The organism is Lysobacter enzymogenes (assembly GCF_017168095.1).
Lineage (GTDB): Bacteria > Pseudomonadota > Gammaproteobacteria > Xanthomonadales > Xanthomonadaceae > Lysobacter > Lysobacter enzymogenes_D.
Map to the genome: position 1 here is coordinate 991 of NZ_LXSD01000350.1, position 7219 is coordinate 8209.

The following is a 7219-nucleotide window of genomic DNA, read 5'->3' on the forward strand; positions in this document are numbered from 1 at the left end:
TCCCGCGAAAGCGGGAATCCAGGGCTTTATCGTGGCATGACGCTGAAGTCTCTGGATCCCCGCCTGCGCGGGGATGACAACCGGGAGCGACGCGGCGAAACCGATTTGCCGCGCCCCCCACCTGCCGTCATGCCCGCGAAGGCGGGCATCCAGGGCTTCATCGCGACCCAGCCACGGTTTCCGTGTGTATCGAGCTTCCGCAAAAACGAGGCGAACGCAGCCGGTTACGACCTTCGCCAAAACGAGTCCGACGAAGCCGCCCTGGACGGCGACCGGTTCAACCCCGCGAGCAAGAGCCAACGTGATTCCACCGCGCGACGCCAACGCGCGCCTCAGCGCGCGTAACGCTCGATCCCCAACCCCTCCAGATCGATCTGCGGCGCGCGGCCGGCGATCAGGTCGGCCAGCACCCGGCCGGTGCCGGCCGCCATGGTCCAGCCCAGGGTGCCGTGCCCGGTCGCCAGGTACAGGCCGCGCAACGCGGTGGCGCCGAGCAGCGGCGTGCCGTCCGGGGTCATCGGCCGCAGGCCGCACCAGAACTCGGCGCGCGCCGCGTCGCCGCCGCCCGGGAACAGGTCGCCGACCACGTGCGCCAAGGTCTGCCGCCGCGCCTCGTGCAGGCGCAGGTCGTAGCCGGCCAGCTCGGCGGTGCCGCCGACGCGGATGCGATCGCCCAGGCGCGTCACCGCGACCTTGTGGGTCTCGTCCATCACCGTCGATTCCGGCGCGCAGGCCGCGTCGACGATCGGCAAGGTCAGCGAATACCCCTTCACCGGATACACCGGAATGCGCAGGCCCAGCGGCGCCAGCCAGCGCGGCGAATAACTGCCGAGCGCCAGCACGCAGGCGTCGGCCTCGAACGCGCCGGCGTCGGTATGGACGCGGCGCCAGCGCCCGCCCTCGGCCTCCACGCCGACGATGTCGGTGCCGAAGCGGAACCGCGCGCCCGCCGCCTGCGCCAGCGCGGCGAGGTTCTGGCTGAACTTGAAGCAATCGCCGGTCTCGTCGCCGGGCAGGCGCAGGCCGCCGGCGAACTTGTCGCGTACCCGCGCCAGCGCCGGCTCGTGTCCGGCGCAACCGTCGCGGTCGAGCAATTGGTAGGCCACGCCGGACTCGCGCAGGATTTCGATGTCCTTGCCGGTGTCGTCGAGCTGGCGCTGGGTGCGGAATAATTGCAGCGTGCCGCGCTGGCGCGCGTCGTAGTCGATGCCGGTGGCCGCGCGCAGTTCGCGCAGGCAATCGCGGCTGTATTCGGCCAGCCGCACCATCCGGCCCTTGTTGATGCGATAGCGCGCCTGGGTGCAGTTGCGCAGCATCGCCAGGCCCCAGCGCCACAGCGCCGGGTCGAGGCCGGGCCGGATCACCAGCGGGCGGTGACGCATCGCCAGCCATTTGATCGCCTTCAGCGGCACGCCCGGCCCCGCCCACGGCGCCGAATAGCCGGGCGAGACTTCGCCGGCGTTGGCATAGCTGGTTTCCATCGCCGGCGCCGCGCGCCGGTCGATCACTTCGACCTCGTGGCCGTCCTGGGCGAGGTAATAAGCCGCGGTGGTTCCGATCACGCCGCTGCCGAGAATGAGGACTTTGATGCGCGACTCCCCTGCCTGCCACCGGCGCGCGCGAAGGCGCGGGCCGCAGGCGCGAACGGGCGCCCGCGGCGCCGACGCGGCAGGCTACCACCGCGTCGGCGCGGCCGGAACCGGGGCTTGCGCGAACTACGCGCGAGGTCGAGGAACGCGGAAGGGATCGTCGGCAGCTTGTCGCTGGCGCGACGGGCTCGCCGCCGCGCGAGGCGAGCGGCCGAACCCGTCCGCCGCCGCGGCTCAGCCGCCGTGCGGCCGCTCCGGCGCCACCGGCTTGCAGGCCGCGTATTCCTCGCGGCTGAGCTTGCTGTCGCGGTCGGCATCGCAGTGGACGATGCGCTTGGCCAGTTCCGGCGCGCGCACCGTCACTTCCGGCAGGGTCACCACGCCGTCGCCGTTGCTGTCGAGCGATTCGTAGCTCGGCAGGGTCGCGGCGGCTGCGGCGGGCTTGGGCGCGTCCTTGGCCTGCGCGGCCAGGGACAGCAGGGCAAGCGCGGCGGTCGCCGCGAACAGGAAGGCACGAGGAATCATCGGGACGGCTCCGGTCGGGAAAAAACGCGGGAAGCGCACGCCGAAGCCGCGGCTCCGGCGCGCGCGCTCACAGGAAGTTGTCGTAGACGGTCTGCACCACTTCGCCGCTGCGCAGATCGATCAGCAACGCATCGGGCCCGTAGCGCACCCATTCGTAGCCGACCGGCGGAATGTCCAGGCCGAACAGCCAGAAATCGGCGAGCACGAACTCCGGCCCCCAATACGCGCGCGGCAGGAATTCGCCGTAATGCCAGCGCCGGTAGGCATAGCCCGGCGGCGCGCGCCACGGCCCGATGCGGTAGCCGCGATGGGCCTGGAAGTTATGGGCGAAATAGCCGCGGTCGAACTCGCGCGGGCGCTGCTCGATGCCGCGCGGCGGCTCCATGCGTTGATAGCCGTGCGGCGCGCGCTGGACTTCGCCCGGGCCGCCGCCGCGACGCTCGAACGCGCCGGCGGACAGGGCCAGAGAAGGCAGGACCAGGGCCAGCGCCGCAGCGGCGGCGAGGCGACGGCGAGTGCAGGACAAGGCGAACATGATCGGCTCCTTCTGAGGAGGCTGACGGGATGTCAGCGACGATCGCGGCTGCCGGACGCGTGCCTGTGATCCTCAGTCCGCCGGGCTGTCGTGGTGCTGGCGAGAGGATTAAAGAATTTCAATCGTAAGCCGCGCGCGAAACGCTGGTGTGGTTCGCGTAAGCGCGGCGCCGCGCTGGGGCGGCGTTCAGCGCCGGATCTGGAAATCCGGCCGCTCGTTCAACGATCCGTCGGCCTCGATCACCACGAAGCGCTCGCCGTCGTCGCCGAACACCACCGGAATCGGATCGAGGAACATCGGCCGGCGCACGAAGCGCAAGCGCCAGCCGAACTGCTCCAGCGTCGCCAGCGCGTCGAGCTGGGCGCGGTTGAGGCCGGCGCGCAGGCCGACCGCGCTCAACAGTTCGGCATCGGCTTTGCGGCGGTCGGGTTCGGTCATGGCGGCGGAGGTATCGGCTCGGACCGGGCGACGATACCGCAATGCCGCGCGCGCGACCGCGCCGGCGGTCGCGCAACCGCGCCTTCAATCCGCGCTGAGAAACTCGATGGTCGCGCGCTCGAACGCTTCGGCGCATTCGACGTTCGCCATATGCACCGCGGGCAACGTCAGCAAGCGCGCACCGGGCACCGTCTCGGCGAGGCGCCGGCCGTGCTCGGGCAACGTCACCGGATCGAAGTCGCCGGCGATCACCAGGGTCGGCGCGACGATCAGGGCGGCGGTGCGGCGCAGGTCGGCGTCGCGCACCGCGGCGAAGCTGCCGGCCAGGCCGTCGGCGCTCTGGGCCAGCAAGGCGGTGCGGAACGGCGCCACGCGCGGATCGTCCGCCGTCAGCATCGACGCGGGGAACCAGTCGCGCAGGAACCGCTCGCCGATCGCGCGCATGTCGGTCGCCGCGTGGGCTTCGCGGATGCGCTGGTCGAATACCGCCGCGGGGGCGAGGTGCGAGGAGGTGTTGCTGAGCACCAGGCGGTCGATGCGCTCGGGCGCGTGCACGGCCAGCCACTGGCCGACGAAGCCGCCGAGCGACAGGCCGAGGAAATGCACGCGTTGCAGTTCCAGCGCGTCGAGCAGCTCCAGCACGTCGCGGCCGAGCCGGTCCAGCGAGTAGGCGCCGGCCGGCGCGTCCGAACCGCCGTGGCCGCGCGCGTCGTAGCGCAGCACGCGGAACTGCGCGCTCAGCGCGGGAATCTGCGCGTCCCACATGTGCAGGTCGGTGGCGATGGAGTTGGACAGCACCAGCACCGGCAGGGCGGGATCGCCGTCGAAGCGGTAGGCGATGCGCACGCCGTCGCCGGTGAGGATATGGGTGGAAGCGGTCATGGTCGGGCTCCTGAAGGAGGATCGGCGCGGCTCTGACATCGCGGGACGATGCCGCCGCATGCCGTGCATCCTGGTTGCCCGGGGCCCGGATTGATATTACAAAGATCGCAAGTTCCTTGTAGACAAAACGGAATTTAAGCCGCCATGTCCGGATTCACCCTGCACGACCTGCAATGCTTCGACGCGGTGATCCAGGCCGGCGGCTTCCAGGCCGCGGCGGCGAGCCTGCACCGCTCGCACCCGGCGGTGTTCGCCGCGGTGGCGCGGCTGGAGCGCCAGCTCGGCCTGGAACTGCTCGACCGCAGCGGCTATCGGGTCGCGCCGACCGCGGCCGGCCGCTCCCTGCACCGCCGCGCGCAGACCCTGCTGCGCGAGTCGCAGCAGTTGCGCGCGCACGCCCGGCAACTGGCGATGGGCGAGGAAAGCGAGCTGCGCATCGTGCTCGGCGACCTGTGCCCGCGCGCGCAGGCGTTGGCGCTGCTGGGCCGGTTCTTCGCCCAGTGCCCCGACACCCGCCTGCATCTGCATTTCGAATCGGTCAGCGGCCCGCGCGAGCGCCTGCTCGACGACGAGGCCGACCTGATCGTGCACCGCATCGACGCCGGCGATGCGCGGACCGAAACCATCGCCCTCGGCGAGGTCCGCATGATTCCGGTGGTCGCGCCGGGCTTCCTGCCCTTCCCGATCGACCGCGCGATCCGGCCCGAACAGTTGCGCGGCCTGACCCAGTGCGTGATGCGCGACAGCGCGCGGCATTCGCCGCCGGTGGACTACTTCACCATCGACGGCGCGCCGCAGTGCACGGTGGCCGATCAGCTGATGAAGAAGGATTTGATCGCGCACGGGCTGGCCTGGGGCCACATGCCGGGGTTCCTGGTCGAAGAGGAATTGGCCGACGGACGTTTGCTGTCGATCGCGGGGCGCTATCTGCCGGGACGCGGCGAGCGGTTGGTCGCCGCGCGCCGCAACGACCGCGCGCACGGGCCGGTGGCCGAGCGCTTGTGGGCTTATTTGCAGGCGCAGGCGCCGCAGTTCCGGCGGGCGCTGTCGCCCGGCGCGCGCGGCGGCGGGCGCAAGCCGCGCGGTTGAAGCCGCTGCAGGGGCTTGCGAACGGCGCCGGACCATTGCCAGCGCCGGATACGAAACCGGACCGGCGAACCGGTCCGGCCGTGCGGCGCGCGAACGCGCGCCGCGAACCACGGATCGACTGCGTTACGCCGCCGGACGGCGACCGCGCAGCAGCGAGATGACCGCCAACACCACGAACACCACGAACAGGATCCAGGCGATGTTGCTGGCGGCGCCGGCGATGCCGGTGAAGCCCAGCACCGCGGCGATCAGGGCGATGACGAAAAACACGACGGCGTAATGAAGCATACGAACCTCCTGCGGCGCGCTGCGCTTCGGGCGAATCCCGAGCTCGTGAAGCGATCCTCGCGCACTGGAAGTTGCCATGCGGTGAGGATGCGCGGTGCCGTGCATGCACGCTTCAGCGTGGTCTTTATTTCGTTAACGCCTCGTACTCGCCGCGTCATCGCGGTGGCCGAATGTAGGAGCGGCGCAAGCCGCGACCGCGAAACCATGCCCGCGCCGTAAGCGCGATGTCGCGGTCGCGGCTTGCGCCGCTCCTACAGGGGGCGACCGATCAGCGACGCAGGTCGGGCGGGCACAGGCATTCGGACTGGCGCTCGAACTCGGCCACGGCGAAATCGACCAGCGCGCGCAGGCGCGGCGTTTGCCGCATGTCGGAATGGAAGCCGACCCGCACCGCGCGCACCAACGGCTGCGGGGCGAGGTCGAGGCGCCGCAGCTGCGGTTCGCGTTCGCCCAGCAGGCACGGCAGCACCGCCATCGCCGCGCCGTCGCGCACCGCGGCCAGATGCGCGCGCAGGCCGTTGGCGCGCAGCGCGACCCGCGCGCGCGGCGCCAGCGGCGGCAGCCAGGCTTCGTGCGCGACTGCGCCGGCGGCGTGGTCCATCAGCACCAGGGCGTGGCCGTCGAAACCATCGGCCGGATCGGGGCGGCCGTGGGCGGCGAGATACGCTTCGCTGGCGTAGAGCGCGTAGGCGACATCGCCGACCCGCCGTTCGATCAGATTCTCCTGCGCGAACGAACCGAAGCGGAACGCCAGGTCGGCCTCGCGCCGGGCGAGGTTGAACACCCGCACGTCGTTGATCACCTCCAAGGCCACGCCCGGATGCAGGGCGCCGAAGCGCGCCAGCATCGGCGCGATCACCTCGTCGCCGAGCCAATCCAGGCTGGTCACCGTCAGCGCGCCGTCCAGGCCGGTATCGCGCGCGGCGATGCGCCGCTGCACCGCGAGCGCGCCGGCGTCCATCTGCTCCAGGCCGTCGAGCAGGCTGCGGCCGAGCGCGTTGGCGCGCATGCCGCCGGCTTCGCGTTCGAACAGTTTCGCGCCCAGGCGCTGCTCCAGCGCGTCCAGGCGGCGGCCGACCGTGGGCTGGGTGCTGCCGAGCGCGCGCGCGGCCGCGCTGAGGCTGCCGTGGCGCGCGATCGCCAGGGCGATCTTGAGGTCGTCCCAATCCATCTTCGTCCTTTGTCGTCGGCGCGATGCGTTTGCGAATGGCGGCCATGCCGCTGCGGCGAATGGGCCTGCGACGCGGCGGCGCCTAGACTGCCACCGGCGCCGGGCGCGCAACAAGCGCGGCGGCGCCGCCTTCCACATCGATCGCCACGCATCGTGACCGCCATGCACCTGGACCATCCATGCACCTGGACCATTTGATCCTGCGCGTCGCCGACGCCGCCGCGTCGGCGCGCTTCTACCGCGACACCCTCGGCCTGCGCGAAGAACCCGGCCCGGCGCCGTTTCGCGTGCTGCGCGTGGACGCCGGCACCACCCTCGATCTGTTGCAGGCGCCGCCGCGCGACGCCGCCCACCTCGCCTTCCGCCTCGACCGCGCCGGCTTCGAACGCGTGCGCATCCGTCTGCAAGCGCTGGAGATCGCCCATGGCGCCTCGCCGTTCGATCGCGACGGCCGCAGCGGCTTGCAGCACGGCGCGATGGGCGCGGCCGAGTCGCTGTACTTCTCCGATCCGGACGGCCACAACCTGGAAATCCGCAGCCATGAACCGAACGCTTGAACGCCCCGCGCCGCATGCATCGGTTCCGGTCTTCGCCGACTTGCGCGGCAAGACCGCACTGGTCACCGGCGGCTCGCGCGGCCTCGGCGCCGCGACCGCGCTGGCGCTGGCGCGCAGCGGCGTGCGCGTGGCGGTCAACGGCCGC

Annotated in this window: 10 protein-coding genes; 3 read left to right on the plus strand and 7 right to left on the minus strand. The window is 71.6% G+C overall.

The window, feature by feature from the left end:
• Positions 1 to 345: hypothetical protein (locus tag A7A76_RS13200; protein WP_206411616.1), on the plus strand; the 345-nt coding region annotated here is incomplete at its 5' end.
• Here the strand turns inward: A7A76_RS13200 and A7A76_RS13205 are convergent.
• The 5 genes from A7A76_RS13205 to A7A76_RS13225 all read right to left on the minus strand — a co-directional run bounded on the left by A7A76_RS13205 (position 333) and on the right by A7A76_RS13225 (position 3969).
• Positions 333 to 1589, minus strand: a complete 1257-nt coding sequence (locus A7A76_RS13205) for a D-amino acid dehydrogenase (RefSeq protein ID WP_206411624.1) — start codon at positions 1587 to 1589, stop codon at positions 333 to 335. The genes A7A76_RS13200 and A7A76_RS13205 overlap by 13 nt on opposite strands.
• Positions 1590 to 1823: 234 nt before the next feature.
• Positions 1824 to 2114: a hypothetical protein gene (locus A7A76_RS13210; RefSeq protein WP_206411617.1), complete on the minus strand. Its 291-nt coding sequence runs from the start codon at positions 2112 to 2114 to the stop codon at positions 1824 to 1826.
• Positions 2115 to 2181: 67 nt separating this feature from the next.
• The gene (locus A7A76_RS13215; RefSeq protein ID WP_206411618.1) at positions 2182 to 2649 is read right to left on the minus strand and encodes an RcnB family protein; all 468 of its coding nucleotides are present in this window, start codon (positions 2647 to 2649) and stop codon (positions 2182 to 2184) included.
• Positions 2650 to 2835: 186 nt separating this feature from the next.
• The gene (locus tag A7A76_RS13220) at positions 2836 to 3087 is read right to left on the minus strand and encodes a hypothetical protein (RefSeq protein ID WP_206411619.1); all 252 of its coding nucleotides are present in this window, start codon (positions 3085 to 3087) and stop codon (positions 2836 to 2838) included.
• An 84-nt stretch (positions 3088 to 3171) separates the two neighbouring features.
• A complete protein-coding gene (locus A7A76_RS13225; RefSeq protein ID WP_206411620.1) occupies positions 3172 to 3969 on the minus strand; it encodes an alpha/beta fold hydrolase in 798 nt (265 codons plus the stop codon).
• Between the two features lie 144 nt (positions 3970 to 4113).
• Between A7A76_RS13225 and A7A76_RS13230 the strand changes: the two genes are divergently transcribed.
• Positions 4114 to 5058, plus strand: a complete 945-nt coding sequence (locus A7A76_RS13230; protein ID WP_206411621.1) for a LysR family transcriptional regulator — start codon at positions 4114 to 4116, stop codon at positions 5056 to 5058.
• Positions 5059 to 5181: 123 nt separating this feature from the next.
• Here the strand turns inward: A7A76_RS13230 and A7A76_RS13235 are convergent, their stop codons facing one another.
• Both A7A76_RS13235 and A7A76_RS13240 read right to left on the minus strand, forming a co-directional pair.
• Positions 5182 to 5346 carry a DUF1328 domain-containing protein gene (locus A7A76_RS13235; RefSeq protein ID WP_074873579.1) on the minus strand — a complete coding sequence of 55 codons (165 nt, stop codon included), beginning with the start codon at positions 5344 to 5346 and terminating at the stop codon, positions 5182 to 5184.
• Positions 5347 to 5614: 268 nt separating this feature from the next.
• Positions 5615 to 6517, minus strand: a complete 903-nt coding sequence (locus A7A76_RS13240; protein ID WP_206411622.1) for a LysR family transcriptional regulator — start codon at positions 6515 to 6517, stop codon at positions 5615 to 5617.
• Positions 6518 to 6696: 179 nt separating this feature from the next.
• Here A7A76_RS13240 and A7A76_RS13245 point away from each other — a divergent pair, with 179 nt between their 5' ends.
• Positions 6697 to 7074, plus strand: a complete 378-nt coding sequence (locus A7A76_RS13245; RefSeq protein ID WP_206411623.1) for a VOC family protein — start codon at positions 6697 to 6699, stop codon at positions 7072 to 7074.
• Positions 7075 to 7219: the final 145 nt, after the last annotated feature.

Coding starts and splice junctions, on each gene's coding strand:
- A7A76_RS13210 (WP_206411617.1), bottom strand. CDS start 2,114: ATGATTCCTCGTGCCTTCCTGTTCGCGGCGACCGCCGCGCTTGCCCTG.
- A7A76_RS13215 (WP_206411618.1), bottom strand. CDS start 2,649: ATGTTCGCCTTGTCCTGCACTCGCCGTCGCCTCGCCGCCGCTGCGGCG.
- A7A76_RS13220 (WP_206411619.1), bottom strand. CDS start 3,087: ATGACCGAACCCGACCGCCGCAAAGCCGATGCCGAACTGTTGAGCGCG.
- A7A76_RS13225 (WP_206411620.1), bottom strand. CDS start 3,969: ATGACCGCTTCCACCCATATCCTCACCGGCGACGGCGTGCGCATCGCC.
- A7A76_RS13230 (WP_206411621.1), top strand. CDS start 4,114: ATGTCCGGATTCACCCTGCACGACCTGCAATGCTTCGACGCGGTGATC.
- A7A76_RS13235 (WP_074873579.1), bottom strand. CDS start 5,346: ATGCTTCATTACGCCGTCGTGTTTTTCGTCATCGCCCTGATCGCCGCG.
- A7A76_RS13240 (WP_206411622.1), bottom strand. CDS start 6,517: ATGGATTGGGACGACCTCAAGATCGCCCTGGCGATCGCGCGCCACGGC.
- A7A76_RS13245 (WP_206411623.1), top strand. CDS start 6,697: ATGCACCTGGACCATTTGATCCTGCGCGTCGCCGACGCCGCCGCGTCG.